A 23,635-nucleotide genomic window follows, 5' to 3' on the forward strand; every position below is an offset into this window, starting at 1 on the left:
TATGGCTTATCTTTTTATCCATTTAGTATTACTTTCACTATTTCCTTTAAACCTTGATTTTAAATTCCCGACTAAATTGTACACACTATGTGATAAATTGTAAATATATCCAATAGTCTTGTCATCAAATTCGTACGAATAGTTCAATGTATTACCTTTATACTTTCCAGCTTCTTTCATTTCCCGCTCAACTTCTGTGCCTGCTAAAGGCAAGAGTTTGCTTACAGGGTAATAGTCAAGCCTTTCCTTGCCTATCAACTTTACAGCATTATTTATAAAAGAAATGTTTTCGCTAAGCTCTTTAAAATTTATATGCGGATCGAACATGATAAATCCCATCGATATATAAAGATCTAAATCATTTAAAATCTTTAAAGCCTTTATATTGTCCTCAACGCTTACATCTTTTTTAAAACGGTCAAGAACTGTTTGAGATCCTGATTCTATACCTAAGAATACCCTTCTCAATCCTGCTTTTTTAAGAATAGTAAAAAGTTCATGTTCGACATCGTTTACCCTGCATTGTATGCTGAAATTAATATCCATGCCTCTTTTTATAATTTCTTCAGCCAATTTATAGACTCTCTCGTAATTTTTCCCTTTCCCACCTATAAACTCAGCATCATTGAAGAATAAATTTCTTACATTGTATTTTTCATATAGTATTCTTATCTCGTCAATGACATTTTCTACGCTTCTTTGCCTGTACTTTTGGCCAAACTGAGAGAAAAATGGTCCAACACTGCAAAAGCTGCATCTTCCATAGCATCCTCTCGATGTAAGCATTGACGCAAAGCCTGACTTCAAGATTACAATCGGAAGTGTATCTCTTTCAGGATATGGCATACTATCCAAATCATCTATAAGTGGTCTTTTGTCATTTAGTCTTAAAGTACCATCATCTCTATATGCTATGCCTGATATATTTTTCCAGTCTTCATCTGATAGTACTTTTCTAGCAAGCTCTAAAAACGTAATTTCCCCTTCACCTACAACAACAGTATCAATTTGAGGACATACTGACAAAATCTCATCGTATGAAAAAGTAGGGTATATTCCGCCTATAGAAATATGTCCTTTGTAACCTGCTTCTCTAATGCTTTTTACGAATTCAAGAGCCTCACTGGCGCTATCTTGAAACGGTATGCTTACTCCAATTAATTTTGGCTTGTCTGATTTAATCTCATAAATCACGTCATTAGGATATAAATCATATAGTGGAATATCCATTATCTTTACATTGATGTGCTCTTTTCTAAGATAAGCTGCTATATATGCAAGTCCTAAATGTTCGTATTTATCTTTCATATTTGACGATGGAGGATTTATAAGAAAAACATCATACTGCTCCATTATATCAATTCCTTTCAAAGTTTAAACAATACACAACAAATATATATTTCTACACAAATCTTAAAAATCCTCCAAATATATGTCATAACTTTATATACTTTGCAATTTTTCGTAGTTCAATTCAGAAAATGAATGTATGACCATATCTGCCATACTTATGTCCTGATTACCTGAATTAGGATTTATAAAACCTATTACTTTCATGCCAGCACTTTTAGCTGCCATCACACCATTATTTGAGTCCTCTATAACAATGCATTTTTCAGGTACAACATTAAGTTTTTCTGCCGCATAAAGAAAAATATCAGGATATGGTTTGCTTCTCTTTACAAAATCGCCTGATACCAGTTCACAGAAATAATCCTCAAGATGAAGCCTTTTTACCACAAGCTTTATTACATCAATGGGGGATGATGAAGCAACTGCAAGTCTCAATTTTTTTGAGTACAATTCCTTTACAAGTTCATCTACGCCTTCTATAGGTTTTACTGCATCTTCGTGTTTTAATATATAGTCAAAATATCTTCTTCTGTCCATCTCAACTAGTTTATCGACTGTATAAGGTATATTGTACTTAGTTTTAATGTATTCCCACATATAATGGGATGTAGTCCCCACAAATGAACTATGCTCTTCTAAAGATACATTTGCACCAATTTCTTTAAAAATTTCTTCCTCCAATTTTAAGTGCAGCGGTTCACTGTCGATTAATACGCCATCCATATCAAAAATAACTGCTTCAAACACTTTAAGCACTCCTTCTCCCTTTATTTGCTACACATATAGTATATATATTATCTAATCTCTTGTGAAGTCCTCATATAATTACTGTCGTTTTCCTCGATACAAATGATGTGCTTTACTATTGCAAAAAAATTTTAGACACTAGATATATCTAAATATGTTATAATTATACTTGAGGTAGTCGAACAAGCAGGGTGCAGTTGCCACTATCCTTATAAGGAGGTGGTTGCTATGATAAATACATTTAAGGCTTGTCTTTGATGATAATGTTTGGAATGTTAATTATAGCAATCCTCGATTTTAAGAGGAAGAAATAACCGCCCTGCTGAACCCAGAGCGGTTAAAATTTAAACCGTCTTTTGGGGCAACCGCATTTTGCGGACGGCTGCCTCTTTATTTTTATTATAGCATAATTTTCAAAAAAATAAACTAAAATTTTAAATTAAACCTTAGAATTCACGTGAATTATAAATCTTCACTGAAATCATATATGAAAGAGCGTAAATGAGAAGTGCCATTATAATCAGTTCATTTGCCACAGCTGTATTTGATTGATTCTTAAAAAATGTGATTAAAGGATTTAATATTTTAAAATTTATTCCATATTTGTTTATGGCACTTACTAAACTTGGAACACCAAAAAATAATCCAAAAAACATCACAAAATTTACCCACCTCGTTTTAATGTATCCGAACTTAAAATACAAAGGCAGGTATATGCCGTAATACATAGCTAATCCAAAAATCAAAACTGGTTCGATAGTCAATGTAGAAAACTTTATAGGTAGCTGAAACAAATTTCCAATACCCACTACTATTATATATTCTATTGCACCTAATGCAGCAAACAAAAAAACAGATACGTATTTTTCCATTACTAAAAGGGAGCGCTTGATTGGAAGACTGGCTAAAACAATTTCGGATCTGTTTTTCTCTTCATAGGAAGCTGCAGTAAGCACGAAAATGTATGGAAATACAAAAACAGTCAACACGCCACCCAAATTATTGCTGCTGAAGGCAAATGAATAAATCGCTGCTAACAATATGCCGTATAAAAATTGCTTCTTCTGCACTAATATATCTTTCAACAATAAACTATACATTAAAATCCCTCCTGGTATGATAAAGCATTATATCTTCTAATGTTGGTTTTTCGATTACTACTTTCTCACCAAAAATCCTTTTCACTTTGTTTTTATTATATGCTAAGCCTTCAAAACCATATTTATTTATATTTATACCTACAAAATTTTTCTTAATATCGTTGTCTATCAATTCTTTACTGCCTTTAACTAAACCGTAATTATCCAAGATATCATCTTTAGCTGCTGAAAGCACTATTTCACCATTATCAATTAAAATTATATAATCCGCTATCTTATCTAGATCTGATGTTATATGTGTAGAAAAAAACACGCTTTTATTTTCATCCTGAATAGTATCCGAAAGAATGTCTAAAATTTCACTGCGGACAACAGGATCAAGTCCTGACGTAGGCTCATCCATTATCAATAAATCGGCATTATGAGAAAGAGCAATTGCCAGTGAAAACTTCATCTTCATTCCCTTTGAGAGATCTTTTATTTTCTTTTTGGGCGGTATATCAAATTCTTTAATGTACTTATTAAACAAATCATCATCCCATTCTTTATAAAAGGGTGCAATTATTTCTTTCATCTCTAAAACAGTCAATTCTTCATAAAAATAACACTCGTCGTACACAAAACCTATCTTATTTTTCACTTCTATCTCATGTTTTATATTATCTTTGCCAAAGATCTTTATTTCACCGCCATCCCTTTTTAATAAGTTCATTATAAGCTTTATAGTGGTGCTCTTGCCAGCGCCATTTTGTCCTATAAATCCCATTATATATCCTCTATCAAGTTTAAAACTTACATCTTTCAAGCTAAAATCTTTATAATTTTTTCTTAGATTTTTAACCTCCAATATCGGTTCCATCATATACCTCCTAAAACTCCACAATAGAAATGCATTATTCATCTTAATCTGTAAGATAAATTTTACTCATATAAAAGTCTTAGCATCTCTTCCATTTCTTCTAGCTTTAAATCAATAGCTTTACCCGCTTCAACAGCTTCAGAAAGTTTCTCCTCTACAATTTTTAACCTCATCTCCCTCATAAATTCTTTATTTTGAGCAGCTACATACGACCCCTTGCCAGGCTTTGTAACAATGTAGCCTTCTTTTTCTAGATCTTCATAAGCTCTCTTTGTCGTTATAACACTTATCATAAGTTCTTTTGCAAGATTTCTAATAGATGGCATCAATTCTCCTTCTTTAAGTTCGCCACTTAAGATTGAATTTTTAATCTGCCTTTTTATTTGCTCATATATTGGTTCATCAGATGAATTTGAAATTACAATATTCATTTACATGCAAATCTCCTTCTTTTAACTATATATAGTTAATACTGTATATACATATTATATACAGTATTAACATCAATGTCAATCACATCTAATGTATTTATAAACTTAAACATCATAAAAAAAGGAATGCATATAAAATACATTCCATTACAGCGGTAAAATTTTATTTAATATTACAAAATCACATTTTTTATACGCGTACAAAGTGAAACAATTTCCCTCTAAAGTCTCCTTCCAATCCTTTTATGAGGATTCCACCGTTCATAAGAGCGCTTCCTGAAAAAACTTCATCTGTCTCTTCATTGCGATAAAAAGCATCTTTCTCAAGACCCTTCAATCGGATTCTTCTGCTATGGTAATTGGGCCTATTCAAGATTTGAACGTATATAACAAGTACCTCATTCTTGTCTTTCGAAACATACTCTACGCATACAAACTCTATATTTTCAAATGGATTTCCTATCCGGTATAAATCTCCGCTTAATATCAAATTATTGTACTTTTTGTACATCTCTATTTGCTTCGGTATCATATCTTTGTCTTCCTGAGATATCTTTGTAACATCCAATTCATATCCGAAAGTCCCGGACAATGCCACAAGTCCTCTCGTCTCAAAAGGAGTGATTCTTCCAACAATGTGGTTTGGACAGTCGCTTATGTGAGCACCCATTGTTGATACAGGATATACATATGAGGCACCATGCTGGATTTTAAGCCTCTCAATCGCATCTGTATCATCTGAAAGCCATATCTGAGGGCTGAAATACAGCATTCCGGGGTCAAAGCGCCCTCCTCCTCCAGAGCAATTTTCCAAAAGGATATGCGGAAATTCTGTCGTAAGCCTGTCCATAAGCTCATATACACCTAAAACATATCTGTGCCATATTTCTCTCTGACGATCGGGTGGCAATACACAATTTCCGACATCGCTAAGCTGCCTATTCATATCCCACTTTACATATTCTATGTTTGCACTGCGTAAAATATTGCTTACGCTTTCATATACGTAATCTCTGACTTCCTTTCTGGACAAATCCAGTACATACTGATTGCGGCACAGTGTACCTTCTCTTCCATCTATGTGTATGCACCAATCCGGATGTGCCCTATAAAGGTCAGAATCCGGCGAAACCATCTCAGGCTCAAACCATATCCCAAACTTCATGCCAAGTTTATTTACTTCATCTACTAAATATTTAAGCCCTCCTTTTAACTTTTCTTCATTTACGACCCAATCACCCAAAGAACAATTATCACTGTTTCGCTTCCCAAACCAGCCATCGTCCATTACAAGCATCTCAATCCCCAGCTTCGATGCTTCTCTTGCCAATCTTAAAAGCTTATCTGTATCAAAGTCAAAATATGCAGCTTCCCAGCTATTTATAAGGACAGGTCTTCTTTTATTTTTATATTCACCTCGTATAAGATGATTGCGGTATAGATCGTGAAAAGTTCGTGACATTTTTCCAATGCCTTCGTTTGAATAGACCATCACTACTTCTGGTGCCACAAATTCCTCCTGAGGTTCAAGTTTCCATCCAAAATCAAACGGATTTATACCCATAACAACGCGAGTTGTATCAAACTGACATCCTTCTACCTGTGCTAAAAAATTGCCAGAATAGACAAGGTTAAACCCATAAACTTCACCAAAATCTTCAGTGGCATTTCTATCCATTAAAGCTAAAAACGGATTTGCCTGATGACTTGTCTCACCTCTATATGATGAAACAGCTTGTTTCCCAAGCTCAACTTTCCTTCTCTTTACATGAAATTCTCTGGCCCACGAGCCATGCAAAGTTACCATATCCATGTCAATTCGGTCAAAATCAACACATGCAGACAACACTCTTGTCAATATGATATCTTCATCAGAGCAGTTTTTCACTTTTACACTTCTCGTTATTACATCTAAATCTTCAAAAACAGTATAAATCAAAACAACTTCCATATTTAAATGATTATCAATACACGTTATTTCAAGCGTAGTACAGTCGTCTTCATTGCCAAACGTTGATGGCAAGCCATTTAATTTTGGCTTGCCTTTATATATTTTATGAGACTTGTAAAAAATCCCACACGCAGTAGCTCCTGACTTTGTCAGAACCTTTAAACATGGCTCTCTAAAATCCCCTAAGCCACTTGTAGGGTATTCTGTAGGAAAGCTATCTAAAAACGACATCCTGTCTCTTCCATTCTTTGAAGGAACATAAGGAGGTTCATCCAATCTTAAAAGGTAATTCACATCTTCATCAGGAATCCTCTCTCCGAAATAGACATGGCCTAAAAACTTTTCTTCATCAACGACAGCCATTATATAACTTGTATCTTTAGCATCAAGCTTAAATGACTTCGACTTCTCATAATAATGTATCGGCATAATAAAAATCCTCCACTTATTTGAAAAATTTGTCAACGCTTATTTACTTGAATATTATTCCTGAAAAATATTATCATAAGTGAACTATTAATTGCGTTTTCGTTATATACTAGGCGAACGCAGTGCGGTGAGGCATATGAGCATCTTTTCATAACTTTTGCTTTAAATGTATACTTTCACTATGATTCTAATAATTCTAAGAAGAACTTAAGAATTATGTCGCCTGAATACAGAAGGTATTCATGCTGGTACTCCGGAAAAAACACAATTCTTTTATTTGATGTAATATTGTTGTATGCTGCCATCTGTGAAAATGGCGGACACACGTTGTCCATTAAAGCTGTCATCCAGAGGACATCACACTTAACATTTTTTGCTCGATTCTTTATATCGATGTATGCAAGCCGCTCAAAAAAGAAATCCTCTCTTAGATGATTTGGATCCCTCTGCCTAAAATACCACGTAATCTCTTCATAAGTGGGATTTTTAAAATTGTTCTGATATATTCCTTGAAAATCACACAAAAATGGATAAATAGCAGCAGCCCCCTTCAAATCATCTACTAAAGAGGCACATGCGATAGTAAGTGCACCACCCTGGGATGCTCCTGTAGCAAAAATATTTTTCTCATCCACAAAATCCATTGTCTTTAAGATTTTCACACACTGTGCCGTATCTAAGTAGACATTTCTATAAAAAAGGTCATCAGGATTGTCGCTCTCTAAACCCCTTATAATATGGCCACTCTGCGTATTTCCCTTGTATACGCCATTGTCAACACTTAAGCCTCCTTGACCCCTGACATCCATCGCCAGCACGCAAAAACCTTCTGCGATATATGGAAGTTTTCCACTCCATTCGCCGCTGTTACTCCAATATCCATGAAACATAACAACAGCAGGTATCTTACCCTCTATCCTCTTGGGCTTTAAAAACTGGCAGTGTATTTTCGCTCCACTAACACCGGTAAAGTATAAATCGTATGCATCGCAACTTCTTGAAACAAAGTCACTTTTTTTAAGCTCATATTCTAAAGACACATTCTCGAGGTCTTTTCTTGCTCTTGCCCAGTATTCATCATAATCTTTAGGCGGATCTCCTATTCCTTTGTAGTCTTTTAAATGCTCTATTTGACACTCGTAAAGCTTATTCATCGGCTACACCTCTATATTTTCCCATCTGTTGCATCAAGTGGCAAAATTTCATTGTACTCTTTTATAAAGTTTAAAGTCTCATCTAATGTCGTATAAGCAACCGCTACATAAGAATCAGCAGCACCGTAGTATATGGCTATTCTACCTGTATCAGCATCACATAAAGCAGCGCATGGAAATACTACATTTGGCACAAATCCTCTTTCCTCATACCATTCTTCAGGTGTCAGCATGAAACTTCCTGCCCTGTACAACACTTTTGCAGGATTATCTTTATCCAATATCGCCGCACTCATAGAATAAACCAAGCCATTGCATGTACCTGTAACACCGTGGTAGAAAATAAGCCATCCATCGTCTAGCTCAATAGGTGCAGGGCCGCATCCAATTTTAACAGATTGCCACCATCCATTGCCGCCTTTCTGCATGACAAGCCTGTGTTCACCCCAGTATTTTAGATCAGGGCTTTGGCTTAGCATAATATCTCCAAATTGAGTATGTCCATTGTCACTGGGACGTGACAGCATTACGTATTTGCCATTTATTCTCCGTGGAAATAAAACCGCATTCCTATTAAATGGCAAAAATGGATTCTCAAGTCTCGTAAATGTCTTAAAATCAGTTGTCCTAGCAAGCCCAATTGATGCGCCATCGAAGTCACCGCACCATATGATGTAATAAGCATCCTCTACTTTTACAAGCCTTGGATCGTATGCATATAGCGGTTGATACGGTTTTCCGTCTTCATCAAAGAATTTAATTTTTTCTTCATCAAACTCCCAGTGAAGTCCATCCTGGCTTCTTCCCAAATATATGTGGGGCCTTCCATTTATAGTTTCACCGCGAAATACCCCGATAAAAGCACCTTCATAAGGAACAACTGCACTGTTAAAAATCCTCGCTACTCCATTCACTGGATTGCGGTTTATTATTGGATTTTCACTGTGGCGCCATATTGGGCCGTTAAATCCCTTCGGTTTATCCTGCCATGGAATGTTCTTCAAACTGCTTCCTATTATCTTACTCATAAACTATCTCTCCTTTTAAATTATTCTTTTACAGATCCAACAACCAATCCATTGTAGATCTGCTTTTGCAACGCCAGAAAAATAATAAGTGTAGGTATCATTATGAGAATTACACCTGCAGATATTATTTCCCAATGGGCACCATACGGACCTTTAAAAGCAAATAGTGCCGTTGATACTGTAAGTAGGCTTTGGTCCGGTGTGTAGAGAAATGGAATGTAGAAGTCGTTGTATATAGCCACACCCTTTGTGATTAATACGGTTGCCACTGCAGGTCTTATTAATGGAAAAATAATTTTAAAAAATACTTGAAAATAGTTTGCACCATCTATTATTGCAGACTCATCCAATGATACGGAAATATTCTCCATGAATTGAAGGAAAATGTATATGGATACAATATCTGTACCGCAATATAGAATTATTGGAGCAAGTCTTGTATTAAATAATCCTAAAGCATTTATAATCTGAAATGTTGCAACCTGGGTAGAAATCATAGGAATCATTGTTGCAACCAAAAATAGAGCATTTGCAACTTTGCTGATTTTAGACTTAAAACGGCTAAACACAAAAGCAGACATTGAACCTGTAAGGACAGAACCAGCCAATGAAAAAATTAATATTATTATAGTATTTTTAAACCCTGTCAGCATGTGTCCTTCAGTAAACGCCGCCACAAAATTTTTGAAGTTCAAAAAATTTGAAGGTAATGTCAATACACCTGTAGAAGCATATTCAGCATTAGTTTTAAATGCCGCAAAGAAAACTACTAATACAGGCACTATAAATACAAAAAGTAACAATATTAGTATAGCATATTTCAATGTAATTAAAATAATATCTTTAATGTTCATTTTTCTCATAATCATGTTTTACGCACCCCTCGATTGTAAAGCAACTCTTTGAATGGCAAATACCAAAATGCTTATTATAAGCAGGATAACAGCTAAGGCAGATGCTAATCCAACTCTGTAGTTTTGGAATGCAAAATTGACTGTTTGAATTACAAATGTCATACTGCCATTTCCTCCACCTGTCATTATATAAGGAATTTCAAATGCAGCCAATGAACCGGTTATCGAAAGAAACACTAGCAATTTTAATATCGTTGATATTCCAGGTATTATAATATGAATAAATTGTTGAAATCTATTCGCACCGTCAACCTCTGCAGCTTCAATTATGTCTGTAGGAATCGACTGCATAGCTGCCGAAAACATTACAATATCATATCCTATATATCGCCACACTGAAACAAATGCCAGTGATACATTTATAAGATGTGGATCCTGAAGCCAAAAGTGTATATATCGCCCTAATCCTAGCAATTTTAAAATCGTATCAAGTGTAGAACCTGGCTGAAAGAAAAATATAAATATAAAACTTATTGCGACACTATTGATTAAAGAAGGGAAAAAATAAACTCCTTTAAATAAATTTGCAAATCTGCATCTAAAGCTAATTAAGTATGAAATACATACTGCTAAAGCAATCTGTATAAAAGCAGCTATAATATAATACAAGCTGACAATAAAAGGTCTAAAATAATCTGGACTGCTAAATATTAATTTATAATTACTTAAACCAATAAAATTTTTCGTAGGGCTAATACCATCCCAATCGGTAAAGCTGTAACCAAACATAAATATTGATGGAACATAAGTAAATAATATAAGCAACAATACAGGTACAAATAAAAATGTAATAGAAATAAGGATTTTCTGTTGTTTATACGTTAGAGAAGATATGCTAAACTTCTTCCTTTTTACGCTGGCTTCCATATAATCATCCTCTCAATCTTTAAGATTATATAAATATTGCGATATTACATAATTAATTTATATTTTATTATAATAATTTGGTTTAGATTATGCTTCATGTACCTTTAAATATACATGAAACATAATATCTAAACCAACTTTTAAATTGCTTTAATTTTAATTACTTTTTAACAGCATTAACACCTTGTGCCCATTTTGAATTTAGTTCTGACATATATTGATCAAATGTCTCATTACTTACACCTAATCCAATCTCTATGATTTTCTTTATCCACTTGCCATCATTTAAATTAATCAAAGAAGTTTTCTGAACTGTATCTAAATCTTGTGCTTGTTTTGTTGTACCAGGTTTTGCTTCGACTAATTCAATATCTGTCGCACCATTTAAATAGTCAGGCAGTTTTGCACCTACAATAGGTGAAAACATGTTAGAATCTTGTGGATATTTTGTTATGAAAAATTTCAAAAATTCTTTCGCCAATGCTATATTTTTGCTGTGAACATTTACGCCCATACCATAATCAGGTCCTACTTGAACTATTGCTTTACCATCATGGCGAACTGGAACAGGCATAAACTTTATATCATCAGGTGTCTTTGATTTTGCTTGAATCTGTCCAATTGCCCAACTGCCTAAGCACATAACAGCAATCTTACCATCAGCCATAGCTTGCTTAGACCATTCCCAATCAGATGTCATAGGATCTTGTTCTACTAATTTATTCTTTACTGCTTCATAGAGAAGATCTAATGAAGTATACGTTGCAGTACCTTTTGTAAATTCATTTGGATTATAAATCATTTTATTCATATAATCCGGATCACCAGATATACCGATCTGCAACGCATTTGAGAAGTTTGTCAAAGCCCATTCAGATGTATAATTTGTATAATATGGGATAGCATCTGTCTTTTCCTTTATTGCCTTTAGCATGTTGATGTATTCATCAGGTGTTGTTGGAAGGCTTGTTACACCGGCATCTTTTAAAACCTTTGCATTGTATACAAAACCTGTCGCATTCGCACCTGTAGGAATGCCATAAATTGTACCATCTACATCAAAATTGTCAAGATAATTATAAGTTTTTGACAGCTCATCTCTTGTCCCAAGAGGCGCAAAAAAGTCTTTATATTTATCCTTAGTTATATTAGCAGGTATCATCAAAACATCGCCATAATTACCTGTAGACATTCTTGTAGAAATTGCATTTTGATAATCATTTAGATTCTCAAACTTTATTGTAGTCCCAGGATGCAATTTTTCGAACTCATCAGCATATTTGTTAAATGTATCTGTCATATCAGTCCTGTGTGTCAATACAGTAATAGTCCCTTTTAGCTCATTACTTGAACTGCTTGTCTTATTGCTATTGCTATTGCTGTTATTGCTTGAATTGCCACATCCTGCTAGTGAAGTAGATATTACAGCGGTAGCCAGTAGCAGTGACAACACTTTTTTTGCTTTCATAGCCGTTCCTCCCACCAAATTTTATTTTTAGATTGGATTTGAACATAATCAAATGTTTACATAAAATATTTTCTCAATCCTCCTTTGCTTAATAAAATTTTATAAAAAGGTTTATATCACCTTTTATACAAATTTTTAAATACATAAAACAAAAATATTAAATATATTTTTTTAATGTCTTTTTAAAAGTAACACAAAAATTGTAATATTATTCAAACCAATCGCTCTTACAATTTACAACATTATACCCAATCAACTATTATAAGCTTAAAAATCACATATTATTCACTTTATTGCTTCACATAATTGTCTCTTTTCTTTAATATTGTAAAGTTACTTCATATTTAATTATCACTATATCGATGCAATTTGGACTTAATTTTTAACCTTAATTAAAGTATAAAATAACTATAGCAAAATGTCAATACGAAATCATTATTTTCATTTATTTACATGTATTCTTAATTCTTAACGTATACAATTAGCTGCTAAAATTATTTAACCGTTACTTTAGTTTTATTTATAGTTATAAATTTTATTTTATAATCTAATTTTATATGTCTTGTGTTGTGATTTTTATAGAAGTAATGTTTGAATAATTGTAAATAAAGGAGGATTAGTTGCGTAACCCTCCTTTTAATTCATAAGCTTTTAATTTGATATTACAACATTATCCAAATAAACATTGCTGTTTCCAGTTTGTCCACTATCAGGTACAATCTTCACGCCTATTGACTGCACATTTTCAAGGTTATTTATCTTTGATGGATCTAGATCAATTGATAGAGTTGTAAATCCACCACTGTTAATTGGCTGCCAACCACTATCATACCATGTCCAGTTAGATCCTGTTTTTATATAAAGTGCTGCAGTCGCAGTACCATTTGATAATTTAACATCAATACTTATCTTTTTAACTGCAGATAAATCAATTGCCTGAACCTTATCAATTTCAAAACCATCTGTCTTGCTTAAATCAAAATTAGATGTAAGTGAATGTGTGCCACTACTTGCAAAATCAGTTGTAATACCTGTTGCTGTCGCATTTGCATTATTTTGATCAACAGTCCAGCCATCTGTTCCATCCTCAAAATCATACAACACACCAGGCTGAGCAGGAGTACTGTTAGTTCCAGAACCACCATTAGGTACTCCGCCGGTACCATCATTTATAGCTCGTATGCCATCAAAGTAAAGCGTTCCACTTTTGAGACCTCCAGCATCATTAATGTATATAGAAAACTCTTGAACATTTTTAAGATCTTCTTTTGTTATGACTTTACCTTGATCCTGTATGTCCCATGGTGCAACCGTAAAACTGTTAAATCCAATTTCTTCCCAACGCGGTGTACTATCTGAAAGAGACGGATATGCCTCGTAATAAATTCCATTTACTTTTATTTGAATTACTAATTTCTGATTGCTTCCATCTGGCACTAGATAAAACTTCAATTTATTATATCCCGACCAATCAACACCACCTAAAGTCTTTGTAACTCCTGCATATCCAGAGCTACCCAACTTATAATCGACTTTCATAGCATACATACCATCTGCTGCATTATCGGTAGTAAGCGAAACTGAAATATCATCTCCCGATGCCTTAATCCATTTCGACTGCAATGCAGCATCATTTCCCTGATATGATTCAAAATCATCGACCAAAGATGGATCAATAGGCATTTCTACAAATGCATTTATCAATTGAATATTGTCAACATATATTTCTCCTGCACCATCAAAGTTTAATCCATTTCCTACTACTGATATAGCAAGCCCTTTAGCCGATGATACCTTTGAACTGTCTAAATCAATTGTAACCGGGAAATAAGCATATTGTATGCCATCAATACTTTCTGTCCTCAAATCTGTAATTTTCTTCTCCGTAGTAGTCATTCCATATTTCGTATCCCAATCGTCTGGCAACATTGCAATCCCACGCACAGTTGCATCAGGATTAGCACTTGCTGCTGCTACTGGAATCAAGACATCAAATTTAACACGATTCACATATGGCAATACATCATCTATATTAGTCAATTGCAATTTCAATTCTTGCCATGAATCTGCATAAGTCATCCCAGTAACAGTCATTTCGAGTTTTCCATCACCAGCTAATGCTGCATGTCCTATATTCAAACTCATAGATACAGGATAAGTACCATTATTTTGAATGCCTTCTATATTTGTATCAAAAGTATAATCTTTAACCAATATCTCAGGAACTTTTACAAAAACATTGACAGACTGTTCAAATTCGATACTACCACCATTATATGCGATAACTGTAATCTTTGCTGTTTTATTATTGTCTTGATAAGAAGGAGACCAATCTTGAGAATAATATCCATCTTGATCTAATGTCATTGGTATTTCTTCATTTGAGTCATTAACTTTATATACAACTTTTGTTGGTGTGTCATTCAATATTCGCACTCTAATCTTTGTTGTATTAGTCGTTATTTCTGAATTGTCAGTTGGCGTAACAATATGCATAAATGGCTTACCCGAATTAACAACGACATCTGTAGTTAAATTTGTCCCTTTTATATCATTAAGAAATGCCGTATAAGGATCTTGATAAAATTTTATAAAATCGGGCAACAATTCATGATCTCCCAAATTTGGTGCGTTTTTATATGGAACAAATAAATTACCATTCAATCCAAAATTAGCCCACGTCAACATATATGCAATACGCCTTGCATTGCTGTTAGATTTAATGGCATTTAAAACGTCAGTAAACCAGCTAAGATCACCATTTCCTGCCACTTTCATCCCTTGCGGGCTATAACCAAATTCCGACAAAGTCGCAATCTTTCCTTTGTTATCAGCCAACTTTGAAATCATAGATAAGTCATTGACTAAACTACTTAAAAATTGTTTCGTTCCTGGATTATCTATGTTATCGTACTGATCCATTCCAAGAACATCTACATAATTATCACCAGGGTAAGTCGCTAAATAATTCTCTTCATTGCCGTTAAAAGGACCATTAGGAGAATAAACATACAATATGTTATGAACTCCTTTTTTATCTCTCAAATATTCAACTGTATACCTATATAGTTCAATATATTGGCTTGGCGTCGTCGTCTTTGCACCCCACCAAAACCAACCACCATTTTGCTCATGGAATGGCCTAAACAAAATCGGTATCAAATTTCCATTATCATCTTTTAGATTGTTTGCAAAAAGAGCTATGTTATCTAAAAATTCATTAAATTTGCTGTTGTATTCGCCACCAGGTAGTATTTTATTTACAACATCGCCAGAAACATCATTAAAACTGCCACCTGTAACAAAATTAGGCATATGAGCACTTAGAGTGAAAATTCCACCCATCTCATGAATTTTTTTAACAGCCGCTATTAAATTTTCACGACTTTTTATCGGATCATTTGGAACACCTGGCTTTTCTTTTCCCTCTAAGCTCAAAGTATCCCATCCAAAAACAGCTGGAAAATCGCCAACATCATTCTTTACATCAGACTGCAATTCATTTGAACCAGAAGTTATTGTAATGCCTTCATCAGTATCATGTTGATGTCCAAATAACACTTCTTTGCCACGCATATCATTTAAATAAACAAAAAGTTCCTTTGTCTTTGTAGTTGCATTGGGATCTACTAAATTAATCTCTTTTATTGTAGAACCATTATTACTATTATTTTGGCTATTATTATTTTCAGAACCGAGATTCAACAATCCCTTCTCTAGAATTTTCCCATTCAAAGAGACATTTTCTGCTTTAATATTTGCTTTTTTTATTGTGCCATAGCCATTTATAATAGTTCCATTTGCTCCACTATTAACATTTATTTCAGAAACACTTGCTTCTCTACCAATGTTAAGTGCAATATAGGCGTTTATTTCAATAGTACCAATATCAGATTTGTCATTTAAATCAATTAATGATTCACTATTAACTGCAATATTTCCAACCTTGTTATCTCCATTCAAAACCACATGCACTTTTCCATCTAAACGATTAACAACAATATCACTAATATTGCAATTATTAATATAGATTGAATTCTCTCCACCGCCAGATATATAAACTGTTCCATCAACAGTTACATTATCAATAGTTGCTTCTCCATTTCCTATACCTGATGCAAGATATAAATTCCCTTCTATTACAGTATTTTTCAGTGTTACACCATCATGGTTGATTATAACATTCCCATTAAAAGTTTTACCTTCATAATTGCCAGTTGTATTGTAATAGCCAGATATTAAACTGTCAAGTAGCGCACAAAACTCTGCACGCGTAATAGTCTTCTTGGGTTTAAAGGTACCATCCTCATATCCTGATATTATTCCACTAAGAGCATTTACAGCACCTTTTGCATAGTCGCTAATTTGCGAAGCATCTTTAAATTTATTAATAATCGAAGAATCTCCTTGGTCATTGATATTAAAAACATTTACCAATAGCGTAATTGCATCTTCACGTGTTATATTTGTGTCAGCTTTTGACATGTTATTAGGAAATCCAGAGTAGTATCCAGCATATCTTGCTATAAGCAATTGGTCTGAATACCATGCACCTGGTTTAACATCAGAAAATTGCTGCTGTGACTTAGCTGAAAAACCAAAAATACGATTTAAAATTGATACAGCTTCTGCACGAGTAATTTCTTTTTGAGGTTTAAATGTCCCATCGGAATATCCATTTATTATTCCATAGTTCTTTAAATTTTCTATACTATTCTTTGCCCAATTATCTCTTATGTCACTGAATGCAAAACTTTTTGAATTTGATGCAACAGCCTCCGAAGTAGCAGCATATGTAGTTGAGAAGAAATTATAGGGAATAGCAGAAACTATTAACAAAACAGATAAAATTGTAGCTATAAACTTGCGAATAATACTCATTACAAATCCCTCCAAACAACAAATGTTTTTTATAGTTTTTACAGAAATAAATAATAAAAGCTTTTCTTTCCTCCTTTCTATGTTTTAAACTTAAAATAACCCTCATTTATCACTCCTTCCTATTCTATATTTATATATATTAACAAGTAGATAATTTAAACAGAGTTTTGAAGTTTTTAATTTGAAATTGATATATCAATATTTTTAGTAAATTTACACTTATAACGCTACAAAAAGTTATTTATGATTATTTTTAACTCAATAAATTATATTAAATCTATTTATTAACTTACATTTTAGTATAGGATATTTATGTATAATTGTCAATAATATTATCTGATTTTCATTTATTTACATCAATTTACGTATATTGCATGTATATATTGTTTTAATTCCCGTTATTTACGGATTATATAAGGTTATTTTTGTTGTAAAATATTATTAAAATGACTATGATGATAATTTGCACATATTTTGTGTAGTTCCTGTTAACAAAATATTAGCAGGCTTTATAAGGAAATTTTTCTCCTTGACTCCCAATCAAAATAATGTTAGAGTAGCTTTATAGAACTATTTAAGGAGGAATTTACGATAGATATCAATATTAAAAGTTTAAAAATCGGCGATTTAGTAGCAAAATTGCCAATAATCCAAGGTGGCATGGGTGTAGGAGTATCATTAAGCAATCTTGCTTCTGCCGTCGCAAATGAAGGTGGCATTGGTGTAATATCTGCAGCAGGTATTGGCATGCTAGAAAAAGATTTTGCTACAAATTACGTTGAAGCAAATATAAGGGCACTTAGAAAGGAAATTAAAAAAGCAAGAGAGAAAACTAAAGGTATAATCGGCGTTAATATAATGGTGGCACTGTCAAATTTTGCTGACATGGTTAAAACATCAATAGATGAGGGCATTGATATAATCTTTTCCGGCGCAGGACTTCCGCTAAATCTTCCTAAGTTTTTAAATAACTCATCTAAGACTAAGTTAGTACCTATTGTCTCATCTGGAAGGGCATTTAATCTTATAGCAAAAAGATGGATACAAAAATACGAATATTTGCCAGATGCTGTTGTTGTTGAAGGTCCAATGGCTGGTGGTCACTTAGGATATTCAAGTGAGCAGATATCAAATCCTGATTATTCTCTAGATAAAATAGTTAAAGACGTGTTGGAAGAAACAAGACAATATGAAGAGATTTCAGGGAAGCAAATACCCGTTATTGCTGCTGGTGGAATATATACAGGCGATGATATATTAAAATATCTAAAAATAGGTGCCGCTGGTGTACAAATGGCCACACGTTTTGTTACAACTGATGAATGTGATGCATCAGATGAGTTTAAAAAATCATATCTCAACTGCAAAAAAGAAGATATAACTATAATAGAGAGTCCTGTCGGTATGCCAGGTAGGGCAATCATTAATAAGTTTCTTAATGATGTAAAATCGGGTGAAAGAAAACCATATAAGTGTTTGTATCATTGCATTAAAACGTGTGACTATAAAAAAAGCTCTTACTGTATATCGCAAGCACTTATAAATGCTCAAAGGGGACTCATGGTAAATGGATTTGCATTTGCTGGAGCCAATGCTTATAAAGCGGATAAGATAATATCCGTTAAAGATTTAATTAGTACTCTCATGGATGAGTATAATAAAGCACTTTATTTAAGCATGTAACTATTTAAAAAGGACTGCCGTATTGGCAGTCTTTTTAAATTAATTTTTAGGATTAATTTTTAGGATTAATTTTTAGGCTTTGAAAGTTCGATTTTTATTCTTTTCCCATCGATAATTTTATCAAAAGAATTATTTATTATATTTTTTGCAGCATTTCTACGGGCATCTATAAAAGTAAATTTATCAAATATATCTATAGTGCCAATGTCTTCTTTAGAAATATCACCTATGTCCATTAATAATTTCAGAAGTGTTCTCCGATTTAGTTTATCTTTCCGCCCTAAATTAATAAACAGCCTTACATATTTAGGTTCGTCGTCATTATAATATAATTCTTTCCCATAGTACATATCCATTAAAGCTGCTGCAACATCTACAAGGTTGTACTCTTCGTCAAGTTCCATTGCAAGCGGCACAAATCTCTTGTAACCGTCATTTTCTAAAGCCTTTTTTATATCTTTAATCATTTTATTGTATTTAACTTGAAAAATGTCATCAACTGTAGGCAATTCTTTTCTTCTTATTTTGCATTTCGTCTCTCTTTCTATTCGCTTTAATGCAGGATACTCCCTTGATGTAACAAGTGTATATGCTACACCACTTCTATTTGCCCTACCTGTCCTTCCAATCCTATGGACATATGATTCCACATCCTGTGGCAAATCATAATTTATGACGTGCGACACATTTTCAACATCTATACCTCTCGCTGCTACATCTGTAGCAACCAAGAAATCAAGGTTGCCTTCTTTAAACTTCCTCAAAGTATTAATTCTTTGATTTTGGCTCATATCTCCATGCATTCCTTCTACGTTGTATCCTCTTGATTGCATGCTCTGTGTAAGCTCATCTACTTCTTTTTTTGTTTTGCAAAATATAATAGAACTTGATGGTTCTTCAACGTCTAATATCCTGCAAAGGGATTCAAACCTATCTTGATTTTTTATCTCGTAGTAAAAATGTTCGACTGTCGAAACAGTCATAGTCTTTTTTACAATAGAAATGAATTTCGCATCGCTTTTCATGTATTTCTTTGCAAGCCTCTTTATCTCATCAGGCATCGTAGCAGAAAACATCATCGTCTGCCTATTGCTATTAGTATGCCTTATAATTTCTTCAATATCATCTATAAACCCCATATCAAGCATTTCATCCGCTTCATCTAAAACAAGATACTTCACATCATTCAATCTCAATATGTCTCTCTTAATAAGGTCGAGGACTCTGCCTGGTGTACCAATCACTATGTCTACACCTCTTTTTAATGCCTTAATCTGCCTATCTATTGGCACACCACCATATACTGGAAATAATCTCACTTTAGAGTACTTCCCAATGCGGGCCAATTCATCATTAACTTGTATCGCAAGCTCCCTTGTTGGCGTCAAAATAATACAAAATACATTTCCATTGCCACCATCAAAATTGTTTATAACAGGCGCACCATATGCAAGTGTCTTGCCAGTACCTGTCTCTGCCTGTCCAATTACATCTGAACCCTGCAACAACACAGGAATTACTTCAGACTGTATTTTAGACGGCTCCTCAAATCCCATATCGTCGATGGCATTTAAAATCTTTTCATTTAAACGTAGTTCCTTAAATCCCATTAATATTTGTCTCCTTATATTTTTTATTTGCCTAGTATTTATTTTTTACAAAATCAACTGTAATATGTGAATATCCAGGTATCTATTAAACTTGTAACCCAATTCCTTTAATGTGCCAACAATTTTGAAGCCGTACTTTTCGTGTAAATGAATGCTTACATCATTGCCTTCCGATATTCTGGCTATTATAGTGTGAAATTCATTCTCCTTTGCATGCTCTATAATTTTTTTGATTAATCTATCCCCAATGCCACGCCCCTTGTATGCTTCATCAACGTAAATCGAGTCTTCCGCCACAGCCCTATAGCCGTATTTGTCAGACCAAAGGGATAAAGATGCCCATCCGACAACAATGTCATCTTCTAGTGCCACAAAAACAGCATATCTGTCATTGTGCATTTCAAACCATTTTTTATGATACTCTAATGGCCTTGGCTCAGTATCAATTGTTGCAGTTGTATTTAACACAGCTTGATTGTATATTTCATTTATTCTTTCAATATCATTTATATTAGCTTTTCGAATGATCATAAAGACCGTTCCTTTCAATCAAATTGGCTTTAAAAGAATTCGATATAAATACTTTAACATATAATATTGAAATTGCATATATATAATCAAAATAATTTTTAAAAATATCTTGGAGATGATTTTGATGAAGGAAAAATTGATTGATATTGAAAATCATTCATTTATAATAAAAGCGAATTACGATGATGTTTTGCTTTTGTCAAAATTAATCCAAGCAGAAGGCGAAAGCGAACCTATGATTGGCAAAGTCGCAATAGGCGCCGTCGTAGTCAATCGAGTGCAGGATCCAAATTTTCCTAATACAATATCTGAAGTCATTTTTGAACCTGGGCAATTTGAAAGTGTAACAAATAACCGCATATTCAATATAGATACTATAGACAATGAATGTATAATTTCAGCTCTTAAAGCATTGGAATGAGAAGATCCAACAGATGGCTCACTGTACTTTTACAACAGGTATACGGCAACAAGCAGTTGGATTAAATCAAAAAAAGTAAGTATTGCTATAGGAAAACATAATTTTATAGCGTAAAGAAAGCAGGGTATTGCCCTGCATTTATTATATCAGCATATCCTCGGAAGAAGTTCGCCTATTGGTCTATCCACAATTCTAGTTGTGCCGTAGATTGTCTCTATCGTCACAAGACCGGAACTATCAATTTCACCGATAATAGCCGCATCTTTACCGTACTTATCACCTTTCATTATTTCCAATGCCTTGTAAGCAAAATCTTTATCAACTACACACACAAGCTTTCCTTCATTTGCAAGATGTAAAAAGTCAATTCCTAACATGCTGCAAGCTGATTTTACATTCATCTTTACAGGCAGTTTATCTTCATATATTTTAATTCCCACATTGCTCATGCTGGCAATCTCGTACAGCACTTCTGCAACACCGCCTCTTGTAGGATCTCTTAAGATTTTTACAGCATCTTTAAGGGTCATAAGCTTCTCCACCATTTTATTTAAAGGCGATACATCTGAAAGAAGAGGAGGATCAAAATTAATCCCTTCCCTCGCTCCCATTACCGCCATGCCATGATCTCCTATAGTGCCTGAAACTATCACCACATCTCCAGGTTTTCCGTTCTTAATCGATACATCAACTCCATCAGGCAAAATGCCGATTCCTGCAGTATTTATAAAAATGCCATCTGCACTGTTTTTCTCGACAACTTTTGTATCACCTGTCACAATTTGTACACCAGCTTCGTTAGCAGCATCTACCATGGAGTCAACTATCTTCTTAATATCATCAACAGGAAATCCTTCTTCAATTATAAATGATTCGCTTAAGAAAAGCGGTTTTGCACCGCGCATGGAAATGTCATTTACAGTACCACATATTGCCAGCTTTCCTATATCACCACCCGGAAAAAAGACAGGCTTTACTACAAAACTGTCTGTCGTAAATACTATCTTGCCAGGAAGCAATGCTGCATCTTCCATTTGCTTTATATATTCGTTATTAAATTTTTCTATGAATATTTCGCTTATGAAGCTTTGCATCATCGAGCCGCCGCCACCGTGGGACATCAATACCTTATCCATATATCGCTCCTCCTTGATTTTAAGCGCCGTATTTATAATATGCTGCACAAGAGCCTTCTGACGAAACCATACACGGCCCTATTGGATTTACAGGCGTACAAGCTTTGCCAAACAGTGGACATTGATTAGGTGATATAACTCCTTTTAGTACATCACCGCATCTACAACCCTTTATCTCTATTTGCTCACTGGACTTCTGAATATGAAATTTCTTTTCTGCATCATATTCGCTGTACAAATCACGTATTTTTAGTCCTGAACCTTCTATCACACCCAAACCTCTCCATGTAGCATCGCTGACCTCAAAAACTTCTTCAATTAATTTCTGCGCATCTGTATTTCCTTCTTCTCGTACAACTCTTTTGTATTGAATTTCTATTTTGGGATTTTTCATATTCTTTAGTATCATTACTACACTCATTAAAATATCCTGTGCTTCAAACCCTGATACAACTCCGCCAATCTTATATTTATCAACTAAAAAATTATATATATTACTTCCTGTTATTGCACTAACATGACCTGGAAGTAGAAATCCCTGAATGTCTGACCCATTCACAACAAGCGCCTCTAATGCCTTTGGCATTGTCTTATGGAGGCAATACACACCGTAATTCTTGATTTTTTTAGCATGTGCTTCCTTTATAGTAAGTGCAACAGACGGTATGGTAGTCTCAAAACCTATCCCAATAAAAACTACCTCTTTACTGGGATTTGCCTTAGCATACTCCAATGCATCTATGGGTGAATAGAAAACTTTCACATCTTTACCTTTTGCCCTTTCTTCCTGAAGTGAAGAATTGTTACCTGGTACTCTTATGAGATCTCCAAATGTAGCTATAGTCATACCTTTACCTGCTAATGATATAACCGCATCAATCTCATTTTGTGCTGTCACACAGACAGGACATCCTGGTCCTGATATAAGTTTGATATTCGGCGGTAATATCTGCCGCAAGCCATATTTTGATATAGCCATTGTGTGAGAACCACAAACTTCCATTATCTTTATTGATTCACCAATGTTATATTTATCTATGAGTTTTTTGGCTGTATTTATGATGTCCTGCAT

18 protein-coding genes and 1 pseudogene are annotated in these 23,635 nt (G+C 34.0%); 3 read left to right on the forward strand and 16 right to left on the reverse strand.

The genetic code is table 11. From position 1 onward, the window contains the following. Positions 1 to 6: 6 nt before the first annotated feature. Both Q2T46_RS07845 and Q2T46_RS07850 read right to left on the reverse strand, forming a co-directional pair. Complete coding sequence (locus Q2T46_RS07845) at positions 7 to 1,371, reverse strand: B12-binding domain-containing radical SAM protein (protein WP_311062212.1); 1,365 nt, start codon at positions 1,369 to 1,371, stop codon at positions 7 to 9. A gap of 72 nt (positions 1,372 to 1,443) precedes the next feature. After that, positions 1,444 to 2,100 (reverse strand): HAD family phosphatase, encoded by a 657-nt coding sequence (locus Q2T46_RS07850; protein ID WP_303263476.1) that lies wholly within the window; start codon positions 2,098 to 2,100, stop codon positions 1,444 to 1,446. A gap of 248 nt (positions 2,101 to 2,348) precedes the next feature. On the opposite strand from Q2T46_RS07850, the gene Q2T46_RS15565 reads away from it, so the two are divergent. After that, positions 2,349 to 2,414: a putative holin-like toxin gene (locus Q2T46_RS15565; RefSeq protein WP_398506773.1), complete on the forward strand. Its 66-nt coding sequence runs from the start codon at positions 2,349 to 2,351 to the stop codon at positions 2,412 to 2,414. Positions 2,415 to 2,546: 132 nt separating this feature from the next. Here Q2T46_RS15565 and Q2T46_RS07855 read toward each other — a convergent pair whose 3' ends face one another. From Q2T46_RS07855 to Q2T46_RS07900, 10 genes are all read right to left on the reverse strand, one after another. Continuing rightward, positions 2,547 to 3,200, reverse strand: a complete 654-nt coding sequence (locus Q2T46_RS07855) for an ABC-2 transporter permease (RefSeq protein WP_303263475.1) — start codon at positions 3,198 to 3,200, stop codon at positions 2,547 to 2,549. Next, complete coding sequence (gene pmtA / locus Q2T46_RS07860; RefSeq protein WP_303263473.1) at positions 3,193 to 4,059, reverse strand: phenol-soluble modulin export ABC transporter ATP-binding protein PmtA; 867 nt, start codon at positions 4,057 to 4,059, stop codon at positions 3,193 to 3,195. The genes Q2T46_RS07855 and pmtA overlap by 8 nt, the downstream gene beginning before the upstream one ends. A 62-nt stretch (positions 4,060 to 4,121) precedes the next feature. Continuing rightward, a complete protein-coding gene (locus tag Q2T46_RS07865) occupies positions 4,122 to 4,490 on the reverse strand; it encodes a GntR family transcriptional regulator (RefSeq protein ID WP_303263472.1) in 369 nt (122 codons plus the stop codon). 190 nt (positions 4,491 to 4,680) lie between these two features. After that, entirely contained in the window at positions 4,681 to 6,870 is a 2,190-nt protein-coding gene (locus Q2T46_RS07870) for an alpha-galactosidase (RefSeq protein ID WP_303263470.1), read from the reverse strand. A 179-nt stretch (positions 6,871 to 7,049) separates the two neighbouring features. After that, the gene (locus Q2T46_RS07875; protein WP_303263469.1) at positions 7,050 to 8,024 is read right to left on the reverse strand and encodes an alpha/beta fold hydrolase; all 975 of its coding nucleotides are present in this window, start codon (positions 8,022 to 8,024) and stop codon (positions 7,050 to 7,052) included. A gap of 11 nt (positions 8,025 to 8,035) precedes the next feature. Further along, the gene (locus Q2T46_RS07880; RefSeq protein WP_303263467.1) at positions 8,036 to 9,052 is read right to left on the reverse strand and encodes a glycoside hydrolase family 130 protein; all 1,017 of its coding nucleotides are present in this window, start codon (positions 9,050 to 9,052) and stop codon (positions 8,036 to 8,038) included. A gap of 20 nt (positions 9,053 to 9,072) precedes the next feature. Then, positions 9,073 to 9,921, reverse strand: a complete 849-nt coding sequence (locus Q2T46_RS07885; protein ID WP_013296704.1) for a carbohydrate ABC transporter permease — start codon at positions 9,919 to 9,921, stop codon at positions 9,073 to 9,075. Between the two features lie 3 nt (positions 9,922 to 9,924). Further along, a complete protein-coding gene (locus Q2T46_RS07890) occupies positions 9,925 to 10,833 on the reverse strand; it encodes a carbohydrate ABC transporter permease (protein ID WP_013296703.1) in 909 nt (302 codons plus the stop codon). A gap of 160 nt (positions 10,834 to 10,993) precedes the next feature. Next, positions 10,994 to 12,301 (reverse strand): ABC transporter substrate-binding protein, encoded by a 1,308-nt coding sequence (locus tag Q2T46_RS07895; protein WP_013296702.1) that lies wholly within the window; start codon positions 12,299 to 12,301, stop codon positions 10,994 to 10,996. Positions 12,302 to 12,952: 651 nt separating this feature from the next. Then, positions 12,953 to 17,182, reverse strand: a complete 4,230-nt coding sequence (locus Q2T46_RS07900; RefSeq protein WP_303263466.1) for a glycosyl hydrolase — start codon at positions 17,180 to 17,182, stop codon at positions 12,953 to 12,955. A gap of 597 nt (positions 17,183 to 17,779) precedes the next feature. Here Q2T46_RS07900 and Q2T46_RS07905 point away from each other — a divergent pair. Next, complete coding sequence (locus Q2T46_RS07905) at positions 17,780 to 18,865, forward strand: NAD(P)H-dependent flavin oxidoreductase (protein WP_399388573.1); 1,086 nt, start codon at positions 17,780 to 17,782, stop codon at positions 18,863 to 18,865. 65 nt (positions 18,866 to 18,930) lie between these two features. On the opposite strand, the gene Q2T46_RS07910 is transcribed toward Q2T46_RS07905, so the two are convergent. Further along, positions 18,931 to 20,475, reverse strand: a complete 1,545-nt coding sequence (locus Q2T46_RS07910; protein ID WP_303263464.1) for a DEAD/DEAH box helicase — start codon at positions 20,473 to 20,475, stop codon at positions 18,931 to 18,933. 45 nt (positions 20,476 to 20,520) lie between these two features. Further along, positions 20,521 to 21,006: a GNAT family N-acetyltransferase gene (locus Q2T46_RS07915; protein WP_303263463.1), complete on the reverse strand. Its 486-nt coding sequence runs from the start codon at positions 21,004 to 21,006 to the stop codon at positions 20,521 to 20,523. A gap of 235 nt (positions 21,007 to 21,241) precedes the next feature. Here Q2T46_RS07915 and Q2T46_RS15570 point away from each other — a divergent pair. After that, positions 21,242 to 21,541 (forward strand): annotated as a pseudogene (locus tag Q2T46_RS15570) (cell wall hydrolase). 32 nt (positions 21,542 to 21,573) lie between these two features. Here the strand turns inward: Q2T46_RS15570 and hypE are convergent. After that, positions 21,574 to 22,563, reverse strand: coding sequence for a hydrogenase expression/formation protein HypE (hypE, locus tag Q2T46_RS07925; RefSeq protein ID WP_303263462.1), 990 nt, complete (start codon positions 22,561 to 22,563; stop codon positions 21,574 to 21,576). A 19-nt stretch (positions 22,564 to 22,582) separates the two neighbouring features. Beyond that, entirely contained in the window at positions 22,583 to 23,635 is a 1,053-nt protein-coding gene (gene hypD / locus Q2T46_RS07930; protein ID WP_303263461.1) for a hydrogenase formation protein HypD, read from the reverse strand.

It is taken from the genome of Thermoanaerobacterium sp. CMT5567-10 (assembly GCF_030534315.2).
Classification (GTDB): domain Bacteria; phylum Bacillota; class Thermoanaerobacteria; order Thermoanaerobacterales; family Thermoanaerobacteraceae; genus Thermoanaerobacterium.

Bases quoted from the DNA above. Each gene is read 5' to 3' on its own strand.
- Q2T46_RS07855 (WP_303263475.1), bottom strand. From the start codon at position 3,200: ATGTATAGTTTATTGTTGAAAGATATATTAGTGCAGAAGAAGCAATTT.
- pmtA (WP_303263473.1), bottom strand. From the start codon at position 4,059: ATGGAACCGATATTGGAGGTTAAAAATCTAAGAAAAAATTATAAAGAT.
- Q2T46_RS07865 (WP_303263472.1), bottom strand. From the start codon at position 4,490: ATGAATATTGTAATTTCAAATTCATCTGATGAACCAATATATGAGCAA.
- Q2T46_RS07870 (WP_303263470.1), bottom strand. From the start codon at position 6,870: ATGCCGATACATTATTATGAGAAGTCGAAGTCATTTAAGCTTGATGCT.
- Q2T46_RS07875 (WP_303263469.1), bottom strand. From the start codon at position 8,024: ATGAATAAGCTTTACGAGTGTCAAATAGAGCATTTAAAAGACTACAAA.
- Q2T46_RS07880 (WP_303263467.1), bottom strand. From the start codon at position 9,052: ATGAGTAAGATAATAGGAAGCAGTTTGAAGAACATTCCATGGCAGGAT.
- Q2T46_RS07885 (WP_013296704.1), bottom strand. From the start codon at position 9,921: ATGATTATGAGAAAAATGAACATTAAAGATATTATTTTAATTACATTG.
- Q2T46_RS07890 (WP_013296703.1), bottom strand. From the start codon at position 10,833: ATGGAAGCCAGCGTAAAAAGGAAGAAGTTTAGCATATCTTCTCTAACG.
- Q2T46_RS07895 (WP_013296702.1), bottom strand. From the start codon at position 12,301: ATGAAAGCAAAAAAAGTGTTGTCACTGCTACTGGCTACCGCTGTAATA.
- Q2T46_RS07900 (WP_303263466.1), bottom strand. From the start codon at position 17,182: ATGAGTATTATTCGCAAGTTTATAGCTACAATTTTATCTGTTTTGTTA.
- Q2T46_RS07910 (WP_303263464.1), bottom strand. From the start codon at position 20,475: ATGGGATTTAAGGAACTACGTTTAAATGAAAAGATTTTAAATGCCATC.
- Q2T46_RS07915 (WP_303263463.1), bottom strand. From the start codon at position 21,006: ATGATCATTCGAAAAGCTAATATAAATGATATTGAAAGAATAAATGAA.
- hypE (WP_303263462.1), bottom strand. From the start codon at position 22,563: ATGGATAAGGTATTGATGTCCCACGGTGGCGGCGGCTCGATGATGCAA.
- hypD (WP_303263461.1), bottom strand. From the start codon at position 23,635: ATGCAGGACATCATAAATACAGCCAAAAAACTCATAGATAAATATAAC.